Origin of the sequence: Pseudomonas brassicacearum, from assembly GCF_000585995.1 — a bacterium.
In the GTDB taxonomy this organism is placed as follows: domain Bacteria; phylum Pseudomonadota; class Gammaproteobacteria; order Pseudomonadales; family Pseudomonadaceae; genus Aquipseudomonas; species Aquipseudomonas brassicacearum_A.
In genome coordinates, this window is the sequence record NZ_CP007410.1 from 1,712,347 (window position 1) to 1,738,853 (window position 26,507).

The following is a 26,507-nucleotide window of genomic DNA, read 5'->3' on the forward strand; positions in this document are numbered from 1 at the left end:
CCGCTCAGGCTTGCCATGTGCCTCTTCAGTCGATGCGCTTGGCCGACTTGATGAGCACAGGGTCGATCGGCACGTTTTGCATGCCTTGCTTGGTGGTGGTCTGGGAGTTGACGATGATGTCCACCACGTCCATGCCCTTGACCACCTTGGCGAACACCGCGTAACCGGCGTCACGGCCCGGGTCGAGGAACGCGTTGTCGGCCACGTTGATGAAGAACTGGCTGGTGGCCGAGTCCGGGTTGGACGTGCGGGCCATCGACAAGGTGCCGCGAACGTTGTGCAGGCCATTGCTGGCTTCGTTCTTGATCGGTGCCTTGGTGTCTTTCTGCTGCATCTGTGTGGTAAAGCCGCCGCCCTGGGCCATGAAGCCCGGGATCACGCGGTGAAAAATCGTGTTGTTGTAGAAACCACTGTCCACGTACTCAAGGAAGTTCTCGGTACTGATGGGGGCCTTGACCGGGTCCAGTTCGATTTCGATCTGGCCGTTGGTGGTTTCCAGCAATACGTGGGGCGCCTTGGTCGGCTGCGCGGCCATCAGGTTGGCGGCAAACAGTACGGTGCCAGCGGCGAGGGCGATTTTTTTCAGCATGGGGTCAATGATCCTGAGTGGTGGAATCGGTTGCGGTCAAAAAGTCGAGCAGGGTTTGGTTGAAGCGTTCGGGTTGATCCAGCGGGGTAGCGTGCCGTGAATCGGTGATGACCACCAGTCGTGCGTCGGGCAGCCGCTTTACGTAGGCCTCTTTCAGCGCCACCGGCGTGTAGTCGTGGTCGGCGCAAATGACCAGGGTTGGACAGGCGATTTGCGACAGTCGTTCCTGCACGCCCCAGCCCACGATGGCATCGAAGCTGGCGAGATAAGCACGTTTGTCGTTTTTTGCCCAGCGCCGAGCCATTTCCAGGCGTAATTCGGTTTGCTCGGGCTTGGGAAACAGCTTGGCGCCCAGGGCCTTGCCGATGGTTTCCAGACTGAGGATACGCATCAGGCTCCAGCGCTTGAACCATTGCCAGCAATCGTCGGGCGTGCGCACTTTGACTTCCGGCGCGCTGTTGACGATGCACAGGCTCTTGACGAGACCGGGTTGGTCCACCGCCAGTTGAAAGCAGATCATGCCACCCATGGACCAGCCCACCAGATGCACCGGACCCAGGCCCAGGTGTTCGATCAGGGCGATCAGGTCGGCGCTGAAACCTTCGATGCTGTAGCGCTCGCGCGGCTTGTCGGAGCGCCCGTGGCCGCGCACGTCCACCACGATCAGGTGGTAGCGGGCGGACAGCACCGGGATCTGCTTTTCCCAGTCGCGGGTGCTCGAGCCCAAGCCGTGGACCAGCAGCAAGGGCGCACCGTGGCCGTATTCCTCGTAGTGCAGGTTGCAACCTTCGTGTTCGAAATAGGCCATTGGCGAAGTCCTTGTCAGGCTTGTTCAGGGGCGGCGAAAGGCGCATCCAGCGGCGCGGTGTCGAAGGTGCGCAACAGTTCAATGAGGATCTGCGTGGCCGGGCCCAAGGGTTTTTCCTTGTTTGAATACAGGTAGAAGCTCGGGTTGCGGCTGCCGCCCTGATCCAAGGGTAGACGTTTAAGCGTGCCGTCCCTCAGTTCCCGTTCGATCATGTGCCGGGGCAGCCAGGCGAAACCCAGGCCGCTGCCGACGAAGGTCGCGGCGGTGGCCAGGCTGCCGACGGTCCAGCGCTGCTCGGCACCGAGCCAGCCGACGTCCTTGGGTTGGTGGCGGCCGGAGTCGCGGATGACCACTTGCAGCTGGCTTTCCAGGTCCTGGAAGGTCAGTTCGCGATTGAGCCGATGCAAGGCATGTTCGGGGTGGGCCACTGCGACGAACTCTACGTCGCTCAATTCCGCGCCCAGGTAACCGGGAATACTGAAGCTGCTGATGGCCAGGTCGGCCACGCCTTCGAGCAACACTTCTTCCACCCCCGACAACACTTCTTCACGTAGCCGTACACGGCAGCCGCGGCTTTGCGGCATAAACGCAGTCAAGGCGCGCACGAGACGGGCGGTGGGGTAGGCCGCATCGACCACCAGGCGCACTTCCGCTTCCCAGCCCTGTTCCATGTGATGGGCCAGGTCTTCCAGTTGGCTGGCTTGTTTGACCAATTGACGGGAACGACGCAGCAATACGCCGCCGGCTTCGGTCAGTACGGCCTTGCGCCCATCAATGCGCAGCAACGGTACGCCGAGCTGGTCCTGCATGCGGGCCACGGTGTAACTCACCGACGACTGGGAGCGATGCAGCACTTCGGCGGCCTGGGCGAAGCCACCGTGGTCCACCACGGCCTGCAATGTTCGCCATTGATCAAGGGTCACGCGGGGCGCTTTCATATTGAGCTCCTCTTGTCCTAAGCTGGCGGTCCCTTGGTGGAGACTGCCGAATGAAGAAAATCTGTTGTGCGGTGCTGGCCCTGTTGCCGCTGACTGCGTTTGCGTACCCGATCGATGTGGAAAAACACCTCAACGGCCTGAGCATCGACTACACCGCCTATGACACCGACGCCGACATCGGTTCCATCCAGGTCAACAACTACGGCAGCACGGACGCGGCCTGCACCGTGGTCTTTCGCAACGGCCCGGAAGCACCTCGCACCCGCAAGATCGAAGTCGCCGCCGGAAAATTCAAGAACACCACCGCCAAGTTCAACCGCAACATCATCAAGCTGCGCATTGAGTTGACCTGTAAGCCGAAATAGCCTGACGGCGGAGCAGCGATGTAACGCATGCTCCGCTTATAAACGAAATTATCGATGCTTTACAGCAATTATTTGCGCTTTTTCATCGATTCAGCCACGTTTAACCTTCACTCCATCGACTGACAACATTCTCAGATGGAGCCTACATCCCATGTCCCGCGTTCTGATCATCGAAAGCAGTGCCCGCCAGCAAGACTCGGTTTCCCGTCAACTGACCCAGACCTTCATCAGCCAGTGGAAAGCCGCGCACCCGGCCGACGAAATCAGCGTTCGCGACTTGGCCATCAGCCCGGTGCCGCACCTGGATGCCAATCTGCTGGGCGGCTGGATGAAGCCTGCCGAGCAGCGCAACGACATCGAAAACGCCTCGCTGGAGCGTTCCAACCAATTGACCGATGAGTTGCTGGCCGCCGACGTGCTGGTGATGGCCGCGCCGATGTACAACTTCGCCATCCCTAGCACCTTGAAAGCCTGGCTCGACCACGTGCTGCGTGCTGGCGTGACCTTCAAATACACCCCAACTGGTCCCCAGGGCCTGCTGACCGGCAAGCGCGCTTTCGTGCTGACCGCTCGCGGTGGCATTCACGCCGGTGGCAGCACTGACCATCAGGAACCCTATCTGCGTCAGGTCATGGGCTTCATCGGCATCCACGACGTGACCTTCATCCATGCCGAAGGCATGAACCTGGGCGGCGACTTCCAGGAGAAGGGTTTGAATCAGGCCAACGCCAAATTGTCCCAGGTCGCCTGATCCGTTAATCCTCGGGTAATCGCCAGGTGGTCTAGTGGCCTGGCGCTTCCCTTCAAACCGTTTTGCGCATCGAACCTCCCTTTGCACTTGTTGCTCCTGAGTGCAGTAGCCCGATTGAACGCTTTAGCGAAATCGGGCTTTTTTTTGGGGTTGGAAAAACCGCCCGCATAAATGGACCTGAGCCTCAATCTTCGGGTCGGGAAAATGTGTTGATCGGACACTCAGTCATATTTGGCCCCGTCTCCCGAGTCCCGCTGTGGTAGGCTGTTTCCCAAATTGCAACCACCCTGGTAAACACGAAAAAACTGGCGCTTCGGTCAAGTAAGTCTTTGCCGTCAATACTTGCAGGAAGTGAAAATGAGCTCTGCTTGAAATTACAGTATGGAGGCTGTGATATGTTCAAAGTCAGACGGAAAGCATGGGCTTTATTCTTGGCTTATTTCATTGGGGCCAGCGGCTATATCTATTACTTGTATGTCGAGACTCAGGGCGTTCTCACTGACAACATTAATAGCAAGTTGCTGCATGCCGCGTTGGGCGCTTCGGCCATTCTCGGTGACCGTTACCATGACCATCTGATCGACAAGCAATCCAAATCGCCAGCGCAAGACTGGGATGCCATTCAGCGGCTCTCCAACTTTAATGAGTCAATGGGCACGGCTTTTGTCTACAGCGTGGTCAAACGCGATGGAAAGGCTTATCTGATCAGTTCCAGCGCCTCAAAAGAAGAAATTGAAGCGAAGAATTACGTGCGTTTTTTTGATCCTTATCCAGATGCCAGTCAGGCTTTACTTGATAGTTTTGAACGCACCGAGCCAACCTGGATAGACTACTCGGATCATTGGGGCGACTTTCGCGCCGTCTTCGTTCCGTTAAAATCCCAAGACGGTACGGTATATGTCGTCGGCGCGGAAATTACGTTGGCGGACTACTACCACCAACTTAATCAGGATTCCCTGTATCACATTATTCTGGCCATCCTGGTGTTTCTCGCCTTCATTGTTTTTCGTATGCGCGCTCATCTTCAGCAATTGCAAGTAAACGAAAAAATATTGAATCAGGCAAAAAATGCCGCCGAGGATGCGGATCGCTCGAAAACCCGATTCCTGGCGACCATGAGTCATGAAATCCGCACGCCCATGTACGGTGTCATTGGTGCCACCGAGTTGCTGGCCCGGTCTGCCTTGGACCCCGAGCAACGCGGTCTTCTAAATACAATTCATAGCAGCGGTCGGACGCTGCTCTCACTGATTGATAACATTCTTGATCTTGCCAAAATCGAAGCAGGCAAACTTGAATTGAAACCGTGTGTTTTCGAAGTGAGGGCACTGGTTTCATCCTGTATTGAAGTGATCCGGCAAAGTATTCAGGACAAACCCATCGTACTTGAGGCCCAGTTCTCCCCGGACGTACCGCCCTTGATCAAAAGCGATATCGATTGCCTTCGCCAGATATTGATCAACTTGTTGGGTAATGCCGTCAAATTTACCGAAGCCGGGAAAGTATCACTCATGGTCACCACCAGCGGTTACGGCCCTCAAGCCCGGCTCGACTTCTCCATACGCGATACCGGCATAGGCATCCCGGTAGAACGGCAAGACAGCCTGTTCAAGCCCTTTGCTCAGTTTAAAGAGCCGGCCAGCCAGCGCTTTACCGGAAGTGGGCTGGGTCTTTCAATCTGTAAGACGCTGGTCGAGGCGCAACACGGGACTTTAACCTTCACCAGCCAGCCTGGTGTCGGATCGACGTTTTCTTTCTCACTTCCCATGGCGCTTTTTTCAACCAAGGAAATACCCACAGGAGACGATCCAGCAGCGGTGGGTTTCGACTCGTCTTTTGCTGCGGATTACCCGCTCGATATCCTGCTGGTGGAGAACCATTCCCTGAGCCAGAAAGTGGCCATGGCGATGCTGCAAGAGTTGGGTTATGAACCCTACCTTGCGTCAGATGGACTGGAGGCGGTCAACCGGTGCATGACTGCGACTCCGGAGGTCATTTTCATGGACATCAACATGCCTGTCATGGATGGGCTGGTGGCCGTGGGTAAAATCCGCGAACTCCCACGGGGCGATACGTGCTACATCGTCGCTTTCACCGCGAGTGCTTTCTCGAGCGAGCTGGAGCGTTTCAGGGCTGCTGGGGCCGATGACATTTTAACCAAGCCGGCGAACCTCCAGGCGTTGACCCGAGTGCTTCAGCGTGCCGCCAGCTACCGGCAGCAGCGCCAGGCCAGCACTTCGGTCGTGGATGCCATTTGAAGACTGACGCAGCACCGTCGCGAGCACGCTCGCTCCCATCGTTCAAAACGGCTATCTTCGCCGCCACTTGAAACGAGGGGCGTATGGGCTATCTACTTTTTGTGACGCTGATCCAGGCGTTTTCCTTCAGCCTGATCGGCGAGTACCTGGCCGGGCATGTGGACAGTTACTTCGCGGTGCTGGTGCGGGTCTTGCTGGCGGGGCTGGTGTTCATTCCCCTGACGCGCTGGCGCCAGGTGGAGCCGTCGTTCATGCGCGGCATGCTGTTGATCGGCGCGTTGCAGTTCGGCGTGACCTACGTGTGCCTGTACCTGAGCTTTCGAGTACTGACGGTGCCCGAGGTGTTGCTCTTCACCATCCTGACGCCACTGCACGTGACCTTGATCGAGGATGCGTTGAACCGTCGCTTCAATCCCTGGGCCCTGATCGCGGCGCTGGTGGCCGTGGCGGGCGCGGCGGTGATTCGCTACGACCGGATCAATCCGGATTTCTTCATGGGTTTCTTGCTGCTGCAACTGGCCAACTTCACCTATGCGGCCGGGCAGGTGCTGTACAAGCATTTGGTCGCCCGCCATCCGAGCGATCTGCCGCACTACCGGCGTTTCGGTTATTTCTATCTCGGTGCGCTGATGGTGGCGCTGCCGGCCTTCCTGCTGTTCGGCAAGACAAACTTCTGGCCCGAAGCGCCACTGCAATGGGGCGTGTTGGTGTTCCTTGGCCTGGTTTCCACGGCGTTGGGATTGTATTGGTGGAACAAAGGCGCATGCCTGGTCAATGGCGGGACGCTGGCGGTGATGAACAACCTGCACGTGCCGGTGGGGCTGCTGGTGAACCTGCTGATCTGGAACCAGCATGAGGCGCTGGGGCGGCTGCTGCTGGGCGGGTCAGTGATACTGGCGGCGGTGTGGATCAGTCGGTTGGGGATACGCCAGCTTCCTTCACACTAAACCCTTGTGGGAGCGAGCTTGCTCGCGATGACGGAGTGTCAGTCAGCATCTATGTTTCTGATGCGCCGTCATCGCGAGCAAGCTCGCTCCCACAGGGATCTGTGCTGGGTTCAGATCACCTGCTTCTGCGGCTCTGAAATGGAACCCGCCCCCAGCACCGCCGGCAGCAACCCTGAACGCAAGTCCGTGCCGCTGGGCTGCTGATACAGGTTCAATCCGAACTCCGGCATCACCGCCAGCAGGTAATCGAAAATATCCCCCTGGATGCGCTCGTAGTCGGTCCACGCGGTGGTGCGGGTGAAGCAGTAGATTTCCAGCGGGATGCCCTGGGCCGTGGTCTGCAACTGGCGGACCATGCAGGTCATGTTCGGCTGGATCTCCGGGTGACTTTTCAGATACGCCAGGGCATAAGCGCGGAAGGTCCCCAGGTTGGTCATGCGTCGACGGTTGGCCGACATCGCCGCGACGTTGCCCTGGGCTTCGTTCCAGGCCTTGAGTTCGGTCTGCTTGCGACCGATGTAGTCGGTCAGCAGATGCACCTGGGTCATGCGCTGTTCTTCCTCGTCATGCAGAAAACGCACGCCGCTGGCGTCGATGAACAGGCTGCGCTTGATCCGCCGCCCGCCAGACTGCTGCATGCCGCGCCAGTTCTTGAACGATTCGGACATCAGGCGCCAGGTCGGGATCGAGACGATGGTCTTGTCGAAATTCTGCACCTTGACCGTGTGCAGCGTGATGTCCACCACATCACCGTCAGCGCCGACCTGGGGCATCTCGATCCAGTCGCCGACCCGCAACATGTCGTTGCTGGTCAGTTGCACGCTGGCGACGAACGACAGCAGGGTGTCCTTGTAGACCAACAGGATCACCGCCGACATCGCCCCCAGGCCCGACAGCAGTAACAGCGGCGACCGGTCGATCAGGGTGGCGACGATGATGATCGCGCCGAATACATACAACACCATCTTCGTCAGCTGCACGTAGCCTTTGATCGAGCGGGTTCGCGCATGCTCGGTGCGCGCGTAGACATCCAACAGGGCGCTGAGCAGGGCACTGAGGCTCAGCACCATGAACAGGATGGTGAAGGCCAGGGCGACATTGCCGAGGAAAATCAGGCTGGTCTTGCTCAATTCCGGCACCAGGTGCAGGCCGAACTGGATGATCAGCGACGGCGTCATCTGGGCCAGGCGATGGAAGACCTTGTTCTGGCGCAGGTCGTTGATCCAATGCAGGGACGGTTGGCGGCCCAGCAATTTGGCTGCATGCAGAATCAGGTAGCGCGCCACGCGCCCGAGCACCAGGGCAATGACCAGCAGCAACATCAGGGCCAGGCTGGAATGCAGGAGCGGGTGCTGGTCAAGGGCACCCCAGAGGTCTTGGAGGTTGACCCAGAGTTGTTTGATGTCCATGGACGAAACGGTTCTTCTATTTAAAGACGCGAGGGTGCGATTAGAGCATTTAAGCCCGGTCGAGTGACCGTTGATGACAAATCGGCTTATAAAAATCCACTGATTTACTGCCGTTTGTATAAAGAAACTCGGCCTTCGCGCTCGAAACCGTTACCCTATGCAGCTGTTTTTTTGCATTTCTTCGAGGTAGCACCCGTGTTTTCCCAATTCGCCCTGCACGAACGCCTGCTCAAAGCCGTGGCCGAGCTTAAATTTGTCGAGCCAACGCCGGTGCAGGCAGCGGCTATTCCGCTCGCGCTCCAGGGGCGTGACCTGCGGGTGACGGCACAGACCGGCAGCGGCAAGACCGCCGCGTTCGTGCTGCCGATCCTCAACCGCCTGATCGGCCCGGCCAAGGTTCGCGTCAGCATCAAGACCCTGATCCTGCTGCCGACCCGTGAACTGGCCCAGCAGACCTTGAAGGAAGTGGAGCGCTTCTCGCAGTTCACCTTCATCAAGTCCGGCCTGATCACCGGCGGCGAAGACTTCAAGGTCCAGGCCGCCATGCTGCGCAAGGTGCCGGACATCCTGATCGGCACGCCGGGGCGGATGATCGAGCAACTGAACGCCGGCAACCTTGACCTGAAAGAAGTTGAAGTACTGGTGCTGGACGAAGCCGACCGCATGCTGGACATGGGCTTTGCCGAAGACGTGCAGCGCCTGGTGGACGAATGCGTCAACCGCCAGCAGACCATGCTGTTCTCCGCCACCACTGGCGGTTCAGGCCTGCGGGAGATGATCGCCAAGGTGCTGAACAACCCTGAGCACTTGCAGCTCAACGCGGTCAGCCAGCTGAACTCCACCACCCGTCAGCAGATCATCACCGCCGACCACAACCAGCACAAAGAACAGATCGTGAACTGGCTGCTGGCCAACGAGACCTACCAGAAAGCCATCGTCTTCACCAACACCCGGGCCATGGCCGACCGCATCTACGGCCGCCTCGTCGCCCAGGAATACAAGGCGTTCGTGCTGCACGGCGATAAAGACCAGAAAGACCGCAAACTGGCCATCGACCGCCTCAAGCAAGGTGGTGTGAAAATCCTCGTCGCCACCGACGTCGCTGCCCGTGGCCTGGATGTGGACGGCCTGGACATGGTCATCAACTTCGACATGCCCCGCAGCGGCGACGAATACGTGCACCGCATCGGTCGTACCGGTCGTGCCGGCAATGACGGCCTGGCGATCTCGCTGATCTGCCACGGTGACTGGAACCTGATGTCGAGCATCGAGCGCTACCTCAAGCAAAGCTTCGAGCGTCGTACCATCAAGGAAGTCAAAGGCACCTACGGCGGACCGAAAAAGGTCAAGGCTTCGGGCAAGGCCGTTGGCGTGAAGAAGAAAAAAGTCGACGCCAAGGGCGATAAAAAGAAAACCGGTGCCAAGGCACCCACCAAGCGCAAAATCGCCAACCGCCCGAAGACCGACGCCCTGTCGCTGGTCAGCAAGGATGGCATGGCCCCGCTCAAGCGCCGCAAGCCAGAAGCGCCAGCGGCTGAGTGAAGCGGCGGTAAGGCTTAATGAAAAAACCGGACCTTGGGTCCGGTTTTTTTATGGGCAGTCACTTTCGCCACCAACCCCTGTGGCGAGGGAGCTTGCTCCCGCTGGGCTGCGCAGCAGCCCCAATGGTGTGTGTTCAGCATTGTTCCGCGGTGAGACTTGGTTTTTTGGGGGCGCTTCGCACCCCAGCGGGAGCAAGCTCCCTCGCCACGGAAGCGGAGCGGTGCTCAGCCTAGGGTAATCACCCAGCCTTCTTCCCCGCGTCCTTCAACTCTTCCAGACGCTTATCGATCAACTGGCACTTATCCGGCATGTCCTTGCTGGCAGTCTCCAGGTCCATGGCTTGCAACTCATCGTTAATTTCCTTGGCCTTCTTCGGATTCTGCTCGGTGAGCTTGGTCACTTCCTGCGCCAGTTGCTCTCGCTTGGCGGTGGCTTCCTCGGGGGTGCAGGCCCAGGCGGGCAGGGCGCAGGTGAGGGCAGCGGCGAGGGTGAGCTTGAGGAGGTTTTTCATGGCAGGGCCTCGTATTCCTTGTTGGGCAGGTAATGGGTTGAGGCGAGTGCTGGGTGGAAAGTTCATTGTCCTCCGTCTTGGTGGCATCTTTTTCAACGTTTCCCTAGCTGATATTAAACAGTCGTCTACCATGGAGAATGCGACGGGTGCTTCTGTGCCTGCAAAGGCTGAGTCGCTCCCCAATATGGGACGTAAATGCTTCATTAGCTAGGAGGCTAACAATATGCCAGTCGCAATGCCGTTAATGACGTCCACTCACGCGCTATCCCCTGAGTGACGGCGGAAAACACACACAAAACCTGTTGAGCCTTGACTCCTCGGCTGCCAGTGCGGATCGCACTTGAGCAATGGAACAGCTATGCCTGTCAGGCGCCCCTAGCGTGCAGCAGCAAGTAATTCAAAGGAATGAAATATATGAACCTTAAAGCGATACTCAGTCGACTGATGTTGTGTTCGTGTAGTTTGTTTGCGATCTCATCGGCTTATGCGGAGAGTCTGATCATCGCCACACCGCAACAAGGCGTGGGGATCCAAGTTGATGTCTTTGACAGTCCAGGTGCCTCAAGCGGCAAGCCCTCTTCGACGAGCGTGGTGCGGTCCGGTCCATCATACTTTGTACCCGTGATTCAGTCCTTCAAGGGCCAGCTCTACATGTTTTGGGCCGGGCGCGATGATCAAAAGAAAATCTACTACACCTCTTCTACGGATGGGAAAGATTGGGTCTCGCCAAAATATATCCCGGTGGGCAGTATTGCGGGTGATGTCTCAGTAAGCGTATTCAAGCAACAACTGGTGTTGACCTTCGCTGATGATCAAGGTCGTCTAAACACCACCAGTTCCGTAGATGGAAAAAGCTGGCCTCCTAATGTTCGCGTTATCTCGACCGCCCATAAGGCTCTTAGTTACAAACCTGTCGTGTACAACGGTAAATTGTTTGTCTTGTATAACGAAAACAGCGGCAAGGCGGTTTACTATGTTACTTCCGATGGGGCCAGCTGGCTTCCGGAAAAAACAGCGTTTCAAGAGACCGCCGACACGATCCTGAATCTGGTACCCGTCGTCTTTAACGGTGATTTAAGGGTCAATTATTCTTTGTATCATGGCGGCCTGTTCGAACGCACTTACGGCCGATCCGGCAGCTGGGACAACGAGAGGCAAACGTTGGAGGGTATAACCGGCAAGACGTTCTTGAACAGTGCAACGATGATCGGTCAGCGCTTGTTTATCAGCAGTGGCGCCAATACTTTTTATTCCAGCGATGGGCTCAACTGGACCCCTTACTACCCGTTCCCTGGGCGTTCTGCCTACCCGTCAGGATTGGGTGTTTCCTATGCCATTACCACAAGCGATTTAACCGCGGACAATCCGCAACTGCCTGCGGATCTGGCGACGGGGCTCAGCCATACCGATTATGCGACGTTCGCCTGGCGGAGCTTTTTCGCATTGAACAATACGGCCAAGACGCCGTTACCAGCTAACCGAGGCATTGGTAATCCCGGGGGCAGCTTTGCCGACTCGGGCAAGACCTCACAATCTTCCAGCCCGTTGTTGTGGCAAACATTCGCTCACCGCACCGAGTTGTTTCCGGCAGTGGGGAAAAACGCGGTTGGTGGCCCTACGCGGCCTTTTGCTTCAGATCCGCAATACAGCTATATCGAATTCCCCAACGGCGCGCCTTTAGCGCCAGGGGCCAGTTATGCCCATTACAACAATCTGGACGAGGCGACCCAAATAGGACAAAACGCGATATTTTTTCCAGTTACCCCTCCGCAAGCGGCAAAAACAAAAGAAGGCGACTATGCGCCGTCTAGCGACAGCCAGATCCTGTTCGAAGCCAAGGCGAATCCTGTCGTTTACGACTACGCCAAAAGCCTGAGCACCTACCCCGATCATATCGTTCTGCCTGACGGTGCGGTGGAGGTCAAGGCGGCGTGGCGCAAGCTGGCGGACATTCCGGTAATGGAGCAAGGGCGCTACCATACGGCGACTGTGGTGACCTATCATGGCAGCGATAGTATCCCGCAGGCGCAAAATGAAAAATACGCTTTGGTAGCCTTGCACATCATACATAAGACGCCCAATTACCCGACCTTCATATTCGCCACGTTCGAGCACGAAGATGCCCTGACCTTGTCAGACGGCAAGTCGCCGAGTGGGCTCTACTACATTGCCAACTACAACAGGATCAACTATCCCAACGCCAGCAACCCTTTAGAACCGTCCGCCAGCTTTTCTGATGGTAATACAATCCATAAAGTGACTCTGCCCAGGAGCGATTTCGTACAATCGAGCGTTAACCCGCAGGTCTTCTCCGGCACTCGTGGGATCCCTGAAGGGCAGGCTGGTCCGATCAAAGTCGTACAGCCGAAAACTGTCTATTCCGAGGTCACTGCAGTTAACAACCAAGTCAAGGCATTGATGGACGCCAGCAGTGAGTTCAAAGATTCGGTCTGGAGTCATTACCGGCTAAAAGGGGTGCAGGCCATCCCTTCGAGCGAACAAACAGACCCGGATTACTACCTGGCCAATATCATGGTTGAAAGCAGCCAACCGGGGATCCAATTGTTTCGCGGAAGCAACTCATTCCCCATTCCAGAGGACAGCGTCCTGACCAATACTCGCGACTTCCTGAACATCAGGGTGCCTGATTATGACCACAGCACGAAAAGCAGCCTGACCATGGGTGGTTGCATGGGGTGTCACGGCATCGCCCAGAGCCAATTGAAACAAGGCTTCAGTTTCCTGTTTGATGCGATCAAACCACCCAAGGTCAAACCTCATACGCCCAACTTCGTTGAGCCTACCGGCTTCAGGAACCCCGAGACCATAGGTTTACCCGACGCTCGCACCATGAATGCACGAGCCCTGAAATACTCCTTCGACCCTCAGGATGTGGGCGCAGCTGGAAAAGCAGGTCAGTAGCAGCCAAAGCTACGGATCATAAGTTCAAAAAGGGGAGTGGCCCTGCTTTCTGAAGCAGAAGCAATGCTCTTTCGATAAAAAAACCGGACCTTGGGTCCGGTTTTTTTATGGGCGAGTACCCAGTTGCAGTTGGAGCGGGACGACGTCTGATTTTCAGACGAACGGATCCAGCAAGAGCCCCAAAGCTCAGGCGATTAAGTTGACGTCAAAATGATGGCTCATTAATATCGCGCCACTATTTTGATGTCACTTTAGATCGAGGGATCGAACATGACCGCACCCGCCTTTTGGGCGAGGTTGTGCCTGGCTTTGCTGTGCCTTTCTCCGTTGACCCTGGCTCACGCCGCCCCCACGCCGGGTGACACCGACCTGATCCGCGAGCGCCAGAACCGTTTGCTCGAAGAGCAGCGCCGTCGCCTCGAAGAACTCAAGGACCTGCCGGGCCAGGAGGCGAAGCCGACCCAGCCGACGGCGCCTGTCGATACCCGTTGCTTCCCCATCAAGACCATCGAACTCAAGGGCGCCGACAGTCTCTCCGCCAGTGAGCGCGAACGGCTGCTCAAACCCTACATCGGCCAGTGCCTCGGCGTACCGCAGCTCAACGAACTGCTCAAGGTCGTCACCGATCACTACATCGAAAAAGGCCTGGTCACCAGTCGCGCCTATCTGCCGCAACAGGATTTGTCCGGCGGGCATTTGAGTGTGCTGGTGGTGGAAGGGCGGCTCGAAGGCTTGAAGGGCGCCGAGAACAGCAAGCTGTCGGATCGCGAATTGGCGATGGCGTTTCCCGGCAAGACTGGCGAGTTGATCAACCTGCGGGAGATTGAGCAGATGGTGGACCAGCTCAATCGCCTGCCATCGAATCAGGCGAAGATGGAGCTGACCCCCGGCCAGAACGTCGGTGGCAGTGAAGTGCGCGTCACCAACGAACCGCAAAAACCCTGGCGCGCCGGACTGTCGCGCAGCAACGACGGCCAGCGCAGCACGGGCGAGCAGCAGTGGGGCACCCGTTTCGAGTGGGACAGCCCGCTGGGCTTGGCCGACCAGTTGATGTTGCGCGGCGGTCATGACGCGATGACCGACCACCAGCACACCTCCCGCAACGCCATGCTCTATTACAATCTGCCGTTTGGCTGGTGGAACCTCAGCTACACCTACAGCCAGAGCGAGTACCGCTCGCAAATCCCGGCCAACGGTTTCAACTTCAAGCAGACCGGCGACAGCCAGAACCATCAGTTGCGAGTCGAGCGAGTGATCCACCGTGACGCTCTGAGCAAGACCTCCCTCAACACCGGCCTGGCCTACCTGCGCACCAACAACTTCATCGAAGACAGCAAACTTGCCGTCAGCAGCAATCGTCTGAGCGAAGCCCAGTTCGGCATCAACCATGGTCGCCGGGTCGGCAGTGCTTTCGTCAACCTGGACCTGGGCATGCAGCAAGGGATCGGCGCCTTCGATGCCCAGGGCGACAACGATCCTGGCCCCGGCCAGGCCGATGCCCGCTATCGCAAATACACCGCCACCGCCAGCTACCTGCAACCCTTCAAGCTGTGGGACGAATCGTTCAGCTTCAGCAGCCTGATGACCGGCCAGCGCAGCGAAGACGTGCTGTTCAGCCCGCAGCGCATGAGCCTGGGCGGACAATCTTCCATCCGTGGCTACAAGGACCAATCCCTGTCCGGCGACAGCGGCGGTTACTGGCGTAACGACCTGCGCTGGAGCCGCCCGGTGACCCTGGAATGGCTGCGCCCGGTGTTCGCCGAATACGGCACCAGCCTCGGTTATGACCAGGGCGTGATTCGTGGCGACCGCTACAACGGCGACCAGCACGGGCGCATGTCGAGCAACTCAGTGGAGCTGTTCGCCCGCGGTGAGCACCTGAGCGCCAGCGTCACCTTTGCCCATTCCCTGGAACGCCCGGATGCCCTGACCGAGCGCGAAGCGCCGATCTACTTCCGCGTGGATGTACTTCTTTAATTCTGCTGCAGCGAGACTTGATCATGGACGACCGCCAACACGCCTTCCTGGCCCGCCAGCCTTCAGCCGTACTGAAAAACCGCGATCAGTTCTGGGGCATGCCCAAGCGCGGCCTGGCGTTCCTGTTGGCCAACGTCATGTTCTGGCAACCGATGTGGGCCCAGGCCGAAGGTATTGTGGTCAGCGCACCGGGTACCGGCCTGGACCGGGCAGGCAACGGCGTGCCCATCGTCAACATCGCCCGGCCCAACGGCAGCGGTCTGTCCCACAACCAGTTCACGGACTACAACGTCGGCAGCAACGGCGTCATCCTCAACAACGCCACGTCCCGCACCCAGGCCACGCAACTGGGCGGGATCATATTGGGTAACCCGAACCTCAACGGCACAGCCGCCACGACCATCCTCAACGAAGTCAATGGCGGCAACCCCAGCCAGTTGCGTGGCTATACCGAAGTGGCCGGGCAATCGGCCCACGTCATCGTCGCCAACCCATATGGCATTACCTGCAACGGTTGCGGTTTTATCAACAGCCCGAAGGTCACGTTGAGTACCGGTAAAGCGGTTATCGAGAACGGACAGTTGAACCGCTACCAAGTGGATCAGGGCAGTGTCGCGATTGAAGGCGCGGGCCTCAACGCCAACAACGTCGACCACTTCGAAATCATCACCCGCAGCGCCAAGATCAACGCCGAGATTCAGGCCAAGAACCTGACGATTGTCGCCGGGCGCAATGACGTCAACGCCGACACTTTGAGCACCACCTCCCGCGGCGATGACGGCAGCGCCAAACCCGAGCTGGCTATCGACTCTTCGGCGCTGGGTGGGATGTATGCAGGCGCCATCAAGTTGGTGGGCACCGAGGCCGGTGTTGGAGTGAAGCTGGATGGGAAGTTGATTGCCAGTGGCGGTGATATTCAGCTCGATGCCAATGGGCATTTGAGCATGGTCGATACCTCGGCCAGTGGCGCTGTGAACGTCAAGGCGGCCAGCCTCGACGCCCGTGGGCCGGTCTACGCCGGCACGACGTTGAACGCCCGAACCCAGGGCAATCTGACTAACCAACAAACCCTCGCGGCGCGGGACGGCATCGTCCTGAACGCGGGTGGGCAGTTGAGTAACAACGGGATTATCGAGGCTGGGATTAATGCTGATAACACCCGTAATGCCACGGGGGATGTAAGTGTCACGGCGCAGAGCCTGAACAACAACGGCAAGAGTGTCATTGCCAGTCGTAACCTGACGGCGAATGTGGCGCAGACGTTGAGCAACCAGGGCGGGACCTTGAGTGCCGGGCAGGCCGGTACGGTCAATGCCGGGATCCTGGATAACCAGAACAAAGGCCGTGTGTTGAGCAACGACGCGCTGAACGTCACCGCCGACAAACTCCTCAACGCCCAGGGCATCGTCAACAGCAACGGCAACCTGACGGCCAAGGTTGGGCAGTTGAATAACCACGACGGCGAAGTCTCCAGCGCCGCCATCACGACAGTTATCGGCACCACGCTGGATAACAGCGATGGCCTGCTCGCTGGTGACGTGGCCCTGAACATCGGCTTGATCGGGGCCCTGAACAACCAGAACGGTGTGTTGGGTTCCGGCAAGAGCCTGACGGTCACCGCCGCCAGCCTGGATAACACCTTTGAAGGCAGCCTGGTCAGCGATGGCAGCCTGACCGCGCGCATCAGCGGCCTGTTCGACAACCGGCAAGGCAGCCTCGGCGCCAAGGGCATAACCGATGTTCAGGCAGGCAGCCTGGACAACCGCGCCGGCAAGGTTCAGTCGGTGAAGGATCTGCAACTGACCGTCGCCCAGCTCGACAATCGTCAACAAGGTTTGCTCAGCAGCCAGGCAGCGTTGCGTGTCGATGGCTCGCAATTGGATAACCGCGGTGGCCTGCTCAGTGCCGTTGGCCCGGTTCATCTGCAAACCAATGGCGTTGATAACAGCGGTGGGCGCATCTCCAGCAAGACCGACCTCACCGCCAACGTCGCACAGTTGAACAATCAGGGCGGCGAGCTGGTTGCTCAAGGCCTGCTGACTGTCAGCGGCCAGAGCCTGGATAACCGCAACGGCGGCCTGGTAGGTGCGACAAAAGCGCTGAAACTCAACGTAGATGCCCTGGACAACCGTGGCGGTGAAATCTCCAGTACGGTCGACATCGCCATCGACGGCCAGCGCCTGAACAACAGCGACAACGGCAAGATTCTGGCCGGCACCGACCTGGGCCTGAAAGTCGCGGCCATCATCAACCAGAACAAAGGCCTGCTGTTCAGCACGGGCGCCACCGCGGTCAAGGGACAGAGCCTGGACAACAGCGGCGGCAGCCTGGTCGCTCGCCAGGGCTTGGATATTCGACTGGACAACGCTCTGACCAACGTCGCGGGCCTGATCAGCAGCGACGGCACGCTAAGCGCCACCGTCGGCACGCTCGACAACACCGACGGCAGCCTCACCAGCGTCGGCGCGCTGGCACTCACGGCCTCGGGCGCGCTGGTTAACCGTGGTGGCGCCATCACCACCGACGCCGGCCTGACCGTCACCAGCCAAAGCCTGGACAACCAGCAGAACGGCTTGCTCAGCGCCAAGGGCGCGACCCGCGTCACCACCGGCATCTTCGACAATACCCAGGGCGGGTATCTGGTCAGTGGCGATACCCTGGACCTGACCGCCACCCAGGTCAGCAACGGCGCCGCCAGCCGCATCGCCAGCGACAAGGCGCTGACGGCCAGCGTCAGCGGTTTCGATCAGCGAGGGGGCGAGCTGTTCAGTAAAACCGCCTTGAGCCTGGACCTGAATCATGGCCAGTTGAACAACCTCAAGGGCGTGATCAACGCGCCGCTCCTGGTGCTGAAAAACCTTAAGGACGTTGACAACAGGGGCGGCGAAATCTCCAGTGCCCAGGCGTTCACGCTCGCGGCGCAAAACCTGGATAACGGCAACGGCAAGTTGATCAGCAACCAGGCGCTGACCCTGCGCATCGATCAGGTACTCAACAGCGTCAAGGGGCTGGTCTCCGCTCAATCCCTCGACAGTCACAGCGCACGTCTGGACAACACCGACGGCCTGATCAGCAGCCGTGGCGCGCTGACCCTGACCGTGGACGATCAACTGCTCAACCGGAACGCTGCGGTGATCGCCGACGGCGACCTGCGCATCGACGCGGCGAGCCTGGACAACACCGCCGGCCAGTTCGCCGGCAAAACCAAGGTCACGGCCGATGTCGCGACCGTGAACAACCAGGGCGGCCAGATGATTGCCCTCGGCGGGCTGACGCTTACCGGCACTTCGCTGGACAACCGCAATGCCGGCCTGGTCGGTGCGACCGACGCGCTGACGCTCAATGTCACTGCGGTGGATAACCGTGGCGGTGAACTTTCGAGCCAGGCCGACATTTCCGTCACGGGTGATGCCCTGGACAACAGCGACGGCGGGCAAGTGCTCGCCAACGGCGCACTGGCCTTGAGGGTGAAGGACGTACTCAACCGTACCAAGGGCCTGTTGTCAGGCAAGAGCGACCTGACCTTGATCGGCAAGACCCTCGATAACACGGGCGGCTCGCTGCTGAGCCAGAAGAACCTCACTGCCGTCCTCTCCGGTGCGTTGAATAACAGCCAGGGTGTCGTGAGCGCCGAAGGCGCACTGACGATGACAGCGGCGAGCCTGACCAACACCCTGGGCAGCGTTTCCGGCGCCGAGGCGCTGGGCCTCACCCTCGACGTCGCCTTGCTCAACCAGGGCGGCGAAATCGTGACCGACGCCGGCCTCACCGTCAAAAGTGCCAGCCTGGACAATCGCAACAAAGGCAGTATCAGTGGCAAGGGTGCAGTGGTCGTCGAAACCGGTGCGTTCGACAACAGCCAGTCCGGACGCCTGAGCAGCGCTGCCAGCCTCGACCTGACCACGAAGAAACTGACCAACCAGGACGGCGGCCGTATCGCCAGCAATGGCGCGTTGACCGCCAGCGTCACCGACCTCGACCAGCAGGGCGGCCAGCTCTTCAGCAACACGGCGCTGACGCTGGATCTGAACCAGGGCCAACTGAACAACCAGGGCGGCTTGATCAACGCACCGCTGCTGATGCTCAAGAACCTCAAGGGCGTCAACAACGACGGCGGTGAAATCTCCAGCGCCCAGGCATTCACCCTGGCCGCGCAAAGCCTGGACAACGACAACGGCAAACTGCTCAGCAACCAGGCCCTGACCCTGCGGGTCGACCAGGCCCTGAGCAACCTCAAGGGCCTGATCGCTGCTGCTGCGCTGGACGTCGAAGCCGCAAGTTTCAACAACAACGGCGGCACGCTGACCAGCCGCGCTAACCTGGACCTGAAGCTCAGCGGTGCACTGGAAAACCAGAACCAAGGGCTGATCAACGCCACCAACGGCCTGACCATCAGCACCAGCGGCCTGAATAACCAGCAAGGTTCGCTATTGGGCAGTGCCATCGCCATCGATTTTGGCGCCGCCACCGGTGACCTGAACAACAGCGCCGGCCTGATCACCACCGCCGGCCTGCTCAGCCTCAAGCATCTGCGGGACCTGAACAACCAGAATGGCGAAATCTCCAGCAGCCAGAGCCTGGTCCTGAGCGCTCGCGACCTCGACAACAGCGCCGGCAAACTCATCAGCAACGGCCGGCTGACCGTAGGCGCCCGTGATGTCCTCAACCAAGGTGGTTTGATCTCCGGCTTCAAGGGCCTGGACCTGACCGCCACGAGCCTGGACAACCGCAACAGCGGCACCCTGTCGAGCCGCGACGAAGACGTCGGCGTCACCCTCAGCGGAGCGCTGCTCAACAGCAATGCCGGCGCGCTGGTCGGTAAAAAACAACTGACCGTCAGCGCCACCAGCCTGGACAACCGAGGCGGGATTCTTTCCAGCGGCGGCGACCAGACTCTGACCGTTACCGGCGGTTTGCTGAACAACGCCCAGAACGGCTTGATCGACAGCGGCGCTGTCCTGGTCATGAACGCCATGACCCTGGGCAATGCCGGCGGTACCGTCAACGCACAAAAAGCCCTCAGCTTCACCGGCTCTACGCTGGATAACAGCAGCGGCAACGTGATCGGCAATGCCGCCGTGACCCTGGACCTGCTCGGCGCCCTGACCAACACCAACGGCAAGATCGCCAGCGTCGGCCCAATGCGGGTCGAGCGCGCTACGCAAATCAACAACCAGGGCGGCCAGATCGCCAGCCAAGGCCTGCTGACCCTGCTCACCGGCGGCCTGGACAACCGCAATCGCGGCACCGTTGCGGCCAATGATGAGCTGGTCCTGAATACTGCCGGAACCGTGCAGAACGACGCCGATGGCTTGATCTACAGCCAGAACGGCGGCGTGCGAATCGATGCAGCCAGCGTTACCAACGGCAAGGGGTGGTGCAAAGCCAGGGTGATCTGAAGCTCACCGTGGCTGGCGATGTCGACAACCAGAGCGGTCGCCTCCAAGCCAAGGCCGGCGACGTGACTGTAACGGGCCGCCATTTCGATAACCGTGGCGGCGTACTTGCCAGCCTGCAAGGCTTGCTCACCACGCAACTGACCGGCGTGCTGAAAAACGGCTACGACCTGAACAACAACCGCCAGGGCGGCATCACCCAGGCCCAGCGCCTGAGCCTGACCGCCCTGGGCGGGATCGACAACTATGGCGGACGCATTTCGGCGCAGACCGGTGATGCCACCGTCATCACCGGCAACTTCGACAACCGCAACGGCGGCCTGTACGCCAAGGGCAAGGTCAGCGTCACCGGTAGTAATTTCGATAACAGCGGCGACAACGATGGTCAGATCGCAGGCAACCAGATTGATCTGAACCTGACCGGCGCGTTGAACAATCGCCAGGGCATCATCGAAAGTGACAGCACCCTGGCGATCAAAGCGGCGAGCCTGGATAACCAGACCGGGCAGATGCGGGCTCTGGGTACCAGCGGCAAGACCCAATTCCAGATCGGCGGCCTGTTCGATAACCGCAATGGCACGCTGGAAACCGCCAACAACGGTCTGGTCCTCAACGCCGCCAACTTCCAGAATCTGGGCGGCAGCCTGTTGCACCTGGGCAGCGGCGACTTTGACATTTCCACTGCCAATCTCATCAACGCCGGTGGCAGCCTCGTCACCCGCGGTGGCTTGACGCTGACCGCCGACAACTGGACCAACAGCAGCGTGATCCAGGCCGGGCGCCTGACCGTCAACGTGACCAACCTGACTCAGACCGGGACTGGGCAGTTGCTGGCTTCTACCAGCCTGGTGGGGAACGGGGGTAATTGGAGTAACGATGGACTGATTGCCAGTGATGGTTCGATCAGTCTTGCGTTGGGGGGAAGTTATGGAGGTAGCGGGCGGATATCGAGCCTCGGTGGTATCGACCTGACCGCCGCGCAACTGAATTTGGGCGCGGCTTCCAGCGTCGCTGGCGGTGGCGACACCACGGTAAACATCGGTGGACAACTGACCAATGCCGGGCGTCTGACCTCCAGTGCCAATCTGACCGTCCAGGCCGGGAACCTCATCAATTCCGGAACCCTGGGTTCGGCCCGGGACCTCGTGTTGAAAACCCCTTCGCTGCTCAATGACCGCGGGTTGGTATTCAGCGGTGCGGACATGACGCTGGGCGTGAGCAACTTCACCAACCAGAGTGGTGATCTTTACGGATTGGGTAATGTTTTGATTGGTGGTTATGGCGCCGCCGCACGAGCCACCGGCGTTAACAACGTCTCCGGTTCGATGGAGAGCGGCGGCACATTCACGATCAACGCCGATGGGTTCCAGAACCGTACCGAGGGCGCGGTGGCGTCTGGTGGGCGCAAGCTGATTTCGGGGTTTATCGCCAACATATGTAATGACTGCAAAGGGGACTATTACACCTTCACGCTGGCGGCCCGTGAGGTCTTTGAAAGTGTTGACAATGACACCAGTGCCTCGTCGCTATTGACGGCCGGCAAGGATTTCGTATTCCAAGGCAGCAGCTTTCTCAACAGTAAAAGTACGGTGAGCGCTGGCGGCAATATCAACATCGTGGCCGACAACGTACAGAACATCGGGGCGCAGAACGGAACCATCGAGCGCACGCGCATGTATCAAGTTGCAGGTATGAGCGACGGCGGTACCGGGCGGTTTTTCGCCAATGTCCTGACACCCTACAACCAGCGCAATAACCCTGACTTCCCGTACGTCTATTACCTTGATCTGGATGGGAATATTCACAAGGCCATCCCCAAATCGACTCGCTACAGGGAAGGGGGGCGAGACGGTGAAACGTTCTCCGTGGTTTCTCTTACAGATGCCGATACCGGGGCAGTTGTCGTTACTCGTGGCGTTTACAACATCGTCTTGCCCGGCTTGAGCTACGGCTTCGAAAACACCACGCAATCCCAGTACGACCCGAACAACCTGCTTCAGTTGCCGAACCTCGACCAGTACAAGCTACTCAGTGACATCGAAATCGCCAAAGACAGTTCCGGCGCCGCAAGTACAGTCGGCAGCCGTAACGCCGTCATCCAGGCCGGCGGTAACGTCTCGATTACCGCAACCAAAGACCTGCAGAACAGTGTCATCCATGAGGACTACACCGCCAGTGGTGGTACCAACAAAGTGGCGGACACCAAGGCCAGCGGAACCGGCACCACGGTCGTAAGGCTTAACAGTCAGCTGTCACCGGATCTCGCTCAGCAGCAGGTGAACCCGCTGAGTCTTCCTGGCTTCACCTTGCCAACCGGGCAAAACGGTCTGTTCCGCTTGAGCGGGCAGGGTGGCAGCACGCCAACCGCCAGTGGGCCGCAGAACTGGACCCTTGGCAACGCAAGTCTCACCCCTGCCCAGCGTCAGCAGGTGCTGCCCACCGGCCAGGTTCGGGATCTGGCGCTGGGTAATATCAGCCAACCTACCGCCAGCAGCATTAACCTGAGCATTGCTGGCAGCCAACCCACCAGCATCGACAACCAGGCGAGCACGCTGGATACCAGTACTTCGGGCTCCGGCGTGGCCGGAACCTTGCCTGGCCGCACCACCGAGTTCACGCTCAACCGCGTTCAGGGCCTGCCCAGCAGCACCGTGGCCGCCAACCCCCATAAGTACCTGATCGAAACCAACCCGGTGCTCACCGAACTCAAGTCGTTCATGAGCTCGGATTACCTGTTGGACAAACTCGGCTACGACCCCGATCAAAGTGCCAAACGTCTTGGCGATGGTCTCTACGAACAGCGTTTGATCCAGCAAGCCGTCACCGCTCGCACCGGCCAGGCCTTCCTCGACGGCCAGACCTCCAACGAGGCCATGTTCAAGTACCTGATGAACAACGCCGTCGCCAGCAAGGACGCCCTCAACCTATCGGTGGGAGTAAGCCTTACTTCACAGCAAGTCGCGGCGCTGACCCACGACATTGTCTGGCTCGAAGAGCACGAAGTGAACGGCGAAAAAGTCCTGGTGCCAGTGGTTTATCTGGCCCAAGCCGAAGGTCGCCTGGGGCCTACCGGTGCGTTGATCGCCGGTAATGACGTGACGCTGATCGCTGGTCAAAACCTCGATAACGTCGGCACCCTGCGTGCCTCCAACAACCTGTCGGCGACCGCAGGCAACGACCTGGTCAACAGTGGCTTGATCCAGGCCGGTAATCGTCTGGACGTGTTGGCGGTCAACAACATCGTCAACCAGTCCGGTGGGATCCTCGCCGGGCGTGACGTCAGCATCAAGGCCGTGATGGGAGACGTCGTCAACGAGCGTACCGTTACCACCGCAAACTACAGCCGGCGACAGGACTTCATGGACAACGCCGCCCGTATCGAGGCTGCCAATGATCTGAGCATGGGCGCCGGACGCGATCTCAAGAGCATCGGCAGCGTCATGGTCAGTGGTCGTGACACCACGATCGATGCCGGCCGGGACGCGATCATCGTCTCAGCCCAACAGGAAAGTGCCAGCAACAATGGTGTCCGCAAAAGCGCGGTGACGCAGTTCGGTTCCAGCGCCCAAGCAGGTCGTGACCTGGTCGTGAACGCTGGCCGGGATCTCAACGCCATTGCCAGCCAACTCGGGGCCGAGCGCAACGTCGCATTGACCGCCCGGGAGAATATGACCATCTCCTCCGCGGCCGATGAAACCCACTCTTATTCCAAAACGAAAAAAGTCACCACTCAGCAAGACCACGTCAAACAGATCGGCAGTGCCATCACCGCCGGCGGTGACGTGACGATGGGGGCCGGAAAAGACATGGCCATCATCTCCAGCCGCATCAGCGCCGGGGACGAGGCGTACCTGGTGGCGGGCGAAAACCTCGACGTGTTGGCGGCGCAGGACAGTGACTATTCGCTGTACGACAAGAAGAAAAAAGGCAGTTGGGGGAAAAAGCAGACCAAGCATGACGAGGTGACCAAGGTCACGAACGTGGGAAGCGAAATCACCACAGGGGGCGATTTGACGTTGGTCAGTGGGGATGATCAGCGGTATCAGGCTGCAAAGTTGAACAGTGGGAATGACCTGACAGTACAAAGTGGTGGTTCGATTACTTTCGAAGGTGTGAAGGACCTGAGCCAGGAAAGTCATACGAAGAGCAGTTCCAGCATGGCCTGGAACTCCATGAAGGGCAAAGGCCACACGGACGAAACCTTGCGCCAGAGTCAGTTGGTGGCTAAGGGCGAATTAGTCATCAAAGCGGTCGATGGCTTGAATATTGATATCAAGCGCATTGATCAGAAAACCGTCAGCCAGACCATTGATGCAATGGTAAAGGCCGACCCTGAACTGGCCTGGTTGAAGGAGGCTGAAAAGCGGGGCGATGTTGATTGGCGTCGTGTGGAAGAAATTCACCAAAGCTTCAAGTATTCAAACTCGGGGCTTGGCGTCGCTGCTCAAATGGTCCTGGCCATCGCATTGGCAGTGGTTACTGGCGGAGCAGGTGCAGGATTGGTGGGCGCTACGGCCGGTACCTTCTCGGCAGGCTTCGCGAACGCCGTTTTGATTGCGGTGGAAACCCAGGCCGCCACCAGTGCCATCAATAACAAGGGAGATTTGGGCGCAGTTCTGAAAGACACCACCAGTAGCGAAAGCCTCAAGGGCTATGTGGTGTCTGGATTGCTTGGGGGGATCGGCAACAGTCTTGGTTATGACCCGACCAAGTTAGGATTCAACTGGGATAGCGCAGGACAAGTTGTCCTGAAGACAGGGGCAGACACCTTGGTCCAAACCGCCATCCAAGGTGGCAGTCTGGGCGATAACTTCGTTAACAACCTGTTGGGTGCCGTTATTGATATTGGCGGGGCGGTTGCCGCCAATAAAATTGGCAATCTGAATTTGGCTGAAGGCAGCCCGACCAAAGTCGCCGCCCACGCCTTGGTCGGTGGTTTGAAGTCGATGGCCATGGGCGGCGACTTTAAAACGGGAGCTCTGGCCGGGGGCGCGAACGAAGCGCTTGTAAGCTATCTGGCAGAACTGGTAATGCCCGAAGGGTATGACCCGAACCGACCGGGGGCCGATCAGGCTAAAACCAACTTGTTGGCAATGTCACAGCTGCTGGGTGTACTCACCGCAGTGGTCTCGGGCAGTGACCCTAGCATTGCTGCGAACATCGCTGCCAATGCCACCCAGTACAACTACCTGACTCATTCTGATCTTGAGCGGGCGGCTAACAAGCTGCAGGGTTGTGGGAAGGAGACCTCATGTATAGACGAGGCTTACACCACATATCATGAGTTGAGCGAACGGCAGACGCTGGAGGCGTTAGTCAGCTGCGGTCAGAACGTAGATAACTGCGCAACCATCTCGTCGCTTGATGCCGAGGTGCAAGCCAGGAAGGAGCAGCTCCGTGATTTGATGGACTCTGCGTCACCTGAAGCCCGTGCAACCTATGAGCTTTTGATCGCGGAAAACAACGAGTTTCAGAACCTGTTGGCAGGGGTGACCACGGAGCATTCGGCTAAGGCGGTGACGGATGTCCTGATTTCGAAGTGGGGTATAAGCCCGGAATATGCTGCGGCTATTATTGCTGGCACCGTGACGCTGGCGGTTGGGTTGGCTGCTGGTCGAGCTGCAGGTGGGGGTAAAAAAGACGTAGCAGGAGATGCAGAGACTACCACTCCGCGTACTCCATTATCTGGTCCAACGGATAACTGGAAAAAATACACTCACGCGGAGGCTGTAATTCAGACCCAGGCATCGGGTCGGTTAGCTAATGCAGAAAAGGCAGTTATTGACCCGACTAAAGTAACATCTTATGCGTTAAATTCGGAGCATCCAGTTGGAGGCAACAAAGCAAAAGTCTTTGAGTCAGCTTTGGGCTACAATCAAACGAATGCTGGAGAATTGATAGCAAAAGTGCAGGAAGGTGCGCGGTTATATCCTGCGAAGTTAGGTGCTGCTGATAAATTTGGTCAGAGAATAACAATTGATATGCCTATAACTGGGCCAAATGGTAATACGGCAACTGTTCGTACTGGTTGGATATATGATCCAAGTTCGTCCACGCCTAGAATGACGACTCTATATGTCAAGTAAGGAATGCT

Annotated in this window: 14 protein-coding genes; 9 read left to right on the forward strand and 5 right to left on the reverse strand. The window is 58.6% G+C overall.

The features are described 5' to 3' along the window. Positions 1–25 precede the first annotated feature (25 nt). Genes CD58_RS07505 through CD58_RS07515 form a run of 3 tightly spaced genes read right to left on the reverse strand, consistent with a single transcriptional unit; the run spans position 26 to position 2,335 of the window. Positions 26–589 carry a peptidylprolyl isomerase gene (locus CD58_RS07505; RefSeq protein WP_025212420.1) on the reverse strand — a complete coding sequence of 188 codons (564 nt, stop codon included), beginning with the start codon at positions 587–589 and terminating at the stop codon, positions 26–28. 4 nt (positions 590–593) lie between these two features. Beyond that, positions 594–1,397 (reverse strand): alpha/beta fold hydrolase, encoded by an 804-nt coding sequence (locus tag CD58_RS07510; protein ID WP_025212421.1) that lies wholly within the window; start codon positions 1,395–1,397, stop codon positions 594–596. A gap of 14 nt (positions 1,398–1,411) precedes the next feature. Continuing rightward, positions 1,412–2,335: a LysR family transcriptional regulator gene (locus tag CD58_RS07515; protein ID WP_025212422.1), complete on the reverse strand. Its 924-nt coding sequence runs from the start codon at positions 2,333–2,335 to the stop codon at positions 1,412–1,414. Positions 2,336–2,385: 50 nt separating this feature from the next. Here CD58_RS07515 and CD58_RS07520 point away from each other — a divergent pair, with 50 nt between their 5' ends. The 4 genes from CD58_RS07520 (at position 2,386) to CD58_RS07535 (ending at position 6,656) form a co-directional block, all read left to right on the forward strand. Further along, positions 2,386–2,700, forward strand: coding sequence for a hypothetical protein (locus CD58_RS07520; protein WP_025212423.1), 315 nt, complete (start codon positions 2,386–2,388; stop codon positions 2,698–2,700). 151 nt (positions 2,701–2,851) lie between these two features. Further along, a complete protein-coding gene (locus tag CD58_RS07525) occupies positions 2,852–3,451 on the forward strand; it encodes an FMN-dependent NADH-azoreductase (protein WP_025212424.1) in 600 nt (199 codons plus the stop codon). A gap of 395 nt (positions 3,452–3,846) precedes the next feature. Next, entirely contained in the window at positions 3,847–5,709 is a 1,863-nt protein-coding gene (locus CD58_RS07530; RefSeq protein ID WP_025212425.1) for an ATP-binding protein, read from the forward strand. An 83-nt stretch (positions 5,710–5,792) separates the two neighbouring features. Continuing rightward, positions 5,793–6,656: a carboxylate/amino acid/amine transporter gene (locus CD58_RS07535; protein WP_025212426.1), complete on the forward strand. Its 864-nt coding sequence runs from the start codon at positions 5,793–5,795 to the stop codon at positions 6,654–6,656. A gap of 110 nt (positions 6,657–6,766) precedes the next feature. On the opposite strand, the gene CD58_RS07540 is transcribed toward CD58_RS07535, so the two are convergent. Further along, entirely contained in the window at positions 6,767–8,065 is a 1,299-nt protein-coding gene (locus CD58_RS07540; RefSeq protein ID WP_025212427.1) for a mechanosensitive ion channel family protein, read from the reverse strand. Positions 8,066–8,260: 195 nt separating this feature from the next. Between CD58_RS07540 and CD58_RS07545 the strand changes: the two genes are divergently transcribed. Beyond that, the gene (locus CD58_RS07545; protein ID WP_025212428.1) at positions 8,261–9,607 is read left to right on the forward strand and encodes a DEAD/DEAH box helicase; all 1,347 of its coding nucleotides are present in this window, start codon (positions 8,261–8,263) and stop codon (positions 9,605–9,607) included. Positions 9,608–9,845: 238 nt separating this feature from the next. Here the strand turns inward: CD58_RS07545 and CD58_RS07550 are convergent, their stop codons facing one another. Beyond that, complete coding sequence (locus tag CD58_RS07550) at positions 9,846–10,118, reverse strand: hypothetical protein (RefSeq protein ID WP_025212429.1); 273 nt, start codon at positions 10,116–10,118, stop codon at positions 9,846–9,848. Between the two features lie 414 nt (positions 10,119–10,532). Here CD58_RS07550 and CD58_RS07555 point away from each other — a divergent pair, with 414 nt between their 5' ends. From CD58_RS07555 to CD58_RS31800, 4 genes are all read left to right on the forward strand, one after another. Then, positions 10,533–13,040 carry a sialidase family protein gene (locus tag CD58_RS07555; protein WP_025212430.1) on the forward strand — a complete coding sequence of 836 codons (2,508 nt, stop codon included), beginning with the start codon at positions 10,533–10,535 and terminating at the stop codon, positions 13,038–13,040. A gap of 270 nt (positions 13,041–13,310) precedes the next feature. Further along, positions 13,311–15,017, forward strand: coding sequence for a ShlB/FhaC/HecB family hemolysin secretion/activation protein (locus CD58_RS07560; RefSeq protein WP_025212431.1), 1,707 nt, complete (start codon positions 13,311–13,313; stop codon positions 15,015–15,017). A gap of 23 nt (positions 15,018–15,040) precedes the next feature. Continuing rightward, positions 15,041–20,416, forward strand: coding sequence for a filamentous hemagglutinin N-terminal domain-containing protein (locus CD58_RS31795; RefSeq protein ID WP_049866945.1), 5,376 nt, complete (start codon positions 15,041–15,043; stop codon positions 20,414–20,416). Next, the gene (locus tag CD58_RS31800) at positions 20,395–26,499 is read left to right on the forward strand and encodes a DUF637 domain-containing protein (RefSeq protein ID WP_049866946.1); all 6,105 of its coding nucleotides are present in this window, start codon (positions 20,395–20,397) and stop codon (positions 26,497–26,499) included. The genes CD58_RS31795 and CD58_RS31800 overlap by 22 nt, the downstream gene beginning before the upstream one ends. Positions 26,500–26,507 lie beyond the last annotated feature (8 nt).

Excerpts from the sequence above, each read along its gene's own strand:
- CD58_RS07505 (WP_025212420.1), bottom strand. The coding sequence starts at position 589 with ATGCTGAAAAAAATCGCCCTCGCCGCTGGCACCGTACTGTTTGCCGCC.
- CD58_RS07510 (WP_025212421.1), bottom strand. The coding sequence starts at position 1,397 with ATGGCCTATTTCGAACACGAAGGTTGCAACCTGCACTACGAGGAATAC.
- CD58_RS07515 (WP_025212422.1), bottom strand. The coding sequence starts at position 2,335 with ATGAAAGCGCCCCGCGTGACCCTTGATCAATGGCGAACATTGCAGGCC.
- CD58_RS07520 (WP_025212423.1), top strand. The coding sequence starts at position 2,386 with ATGAAGAAAATCTGTTGTGCGGTGCTGGCCCTGTTGCCGCTGACTGCG.
- CD58_RS07525 (WP_025212424.1), top strand. The coding sequence starts at position 2,852 with ATGTCCCGCGTTCTGATCATCGAAAGCAGTGCCCGCCAGCAAGACTCG.
- CD58_RS07530 (WP_025212425.1), top strand. The coding sequence starts at position 3,847 with ATGTTCAAAGTCAGACGGAAAGCATGGGCTTTATTCTTGGCTTATTTC.
- CD58_RS07535 (WP_025212426.1), top strand. The coding sequence starts at position 5,793 with ATGGGCTATCTACTTTTTGTGACGCTGATCCAGGCGTTTTCCTTCAGC.
- CD58_RS07540 (WP_025212427.1), bottom strand. The coding sequence starts at position 8,065 with ATGGACATCAAACAACTCTGGGTCAACCTCCAAGACCTCTGGGGTGCC.
- CD58_RS07550 (WP_025212429.1), bottom strand. The coding sequence starts at position 10,118 with ATGAAAAACCTCCTCAAGCTCACCCTCGCCGCTGCCCTCACCTGCGCC.
- CD58_RS07555 (WP_025212430.1), top strand. The coding sequence starts at position 10,533 with ATGAACCTTAAAGCGATACTCAGTCGACTGATGTTGTGTTCGTGTAGT.
- CD58_RS07560 (WP_025212431.1), top strand. The coding sequence starts at position 13,311 with ATGACCGCACCCGCCTTTTGGGCGAGGTTGTGCCTGGCTTTGCTGTGC.
- CD58_RS31795 (WP_049866945.1), top strand. The coding sequence starts at position 15,041 with ATGGACGACCGCCAACACGCCTTCCTGGCCCGCCAGCCTTCAGCCGTA.